Below are 1,265 nucleotides of genomic sequence, written 5' to 3'. Positions count from 1 at the left end.
GAACTTTCAATGGAAGAATTAGCAAATGGTGCTTACATTATCCGCGTAAATGCAAATGATAAAATTGGATTCGCACAGGTTGTGAAACAATAAATAAATTAATAGATTCAGCCTTCTTTAAGGTATAACGTGTGTACAATTTTTGTACACACGTTTTTTGTTAAGGTACATATTGTTAATATATTGACATTTAACTTTTTATTAAGTATATTTGCTTAAACCATTTTACTATTAATTATGAAACAAATTTACTTTTTATCGAAGTGCTTGACGATTTTGTTAGCGCTTGGAGTGTCTACAAGTTGGTCACAAATTATAGACTTTAACTATACAGGTGAAGCGCAGACATATGTTGTGCCACCTGGAGTGAGTTCAATACGTGTAGAGGCGTACGGAGCTGAAGGTTATGGTAATTTAGGATATGGAGGGTTTGTTAGGGCTGATTTAACCGTGACTGGTGGTGAGATTTTACAAATTAATGTTGGTGGTATGGGCGGATCAACTTACGGCGGTTTTAATGGCGGCGGTGTTCCAGGAGTGAATGCTACTTATGGTGGTGGCGGTGGCGCTTCTGATATTAGAAGTGGTGGCGTTGATTTTGCAAATAGAATTATTGTTGCTGGTGGTGGAGGTGGATCCGGTAGTAACTGTGGAACATGGACTGCTGAAGGTGGTCATGGTGGAGGTTTAATAGGAATGAGTGCTTGTGTTTTTTCATGTTCAGATTGTCAATATACCGGAGCAGGTGGAACACAAGTGGCAGGAGGAATTGCAGGTCCGACAGGACATGGTTCTTGTGGAGGGAATACTAACGGAAGTTTAGGTTTAGGGGGTAATAACACAGGAGCGTACGGAACTGGTGGTGGCGGAGGATACTACGGTGGTGGTTCAGGATGTTTTGAAGGCGCTGGCGGTGGTAGTAGTTATACACATCCTGATGCAATTGATGTTGTTCATGAGCAAGGTGTGAGAACTGGAGATGGGTTTATTTCTATCGAAATATTATGTAGCGGTTTAACGCTTGTTGCAACGCCAACAGGTGTTTGTGCAGGTGAGTCTGTAACTTTAACAGGAACGTCTGAAACTGGTGGTATTGTAACTTGGGATGGAGGAATTGAGAATGGAGAGTCTTTTGTTCCGCCTTTGGGTGAAACTATTTATACGGCGGTTAGTACAAGTCCAGAAGATTGTAATTTAGAAGTAATTGTAACAAGTACAGAGGTTCCTGTTTTAATTCCTAATTCAAGTTCTCCAGCAGCATGTGA

At 40.8% G+C, this 1,265-nt stretch carries 1 protein-coding gene; it reads left to right on the top strand.

Going from position 1 to position 1,265, the window contains the following annotated elements; genetic code table 11:
- Positions 1 to 237: 237 nt before the first annotated feature.
- Positions 238 to 1,265, top strand: a 1,028-nt coding sequence (locus tag T367_RS24320) for a glycine-rich protein (RefSeq protein ID WP_245593076.1), incomplete at its 3' end; no start/stop codon positions are given.

This window comes from Crocinitomix catalasitica ATCC 23190, assembly GCF_000621625.1.
GTDB lineage: Bacteria > Bacteroidota > Bacteroidia > Flavobacteriales_D > Crocinitomicaceae > Crocinitomix > Crocinitomix catalasitica.
The sequence above is the reverse complement of the archived record's forward strand: the minus strand, read 5'-3'. Positions and strand labels throughout refer to the sequence as shown.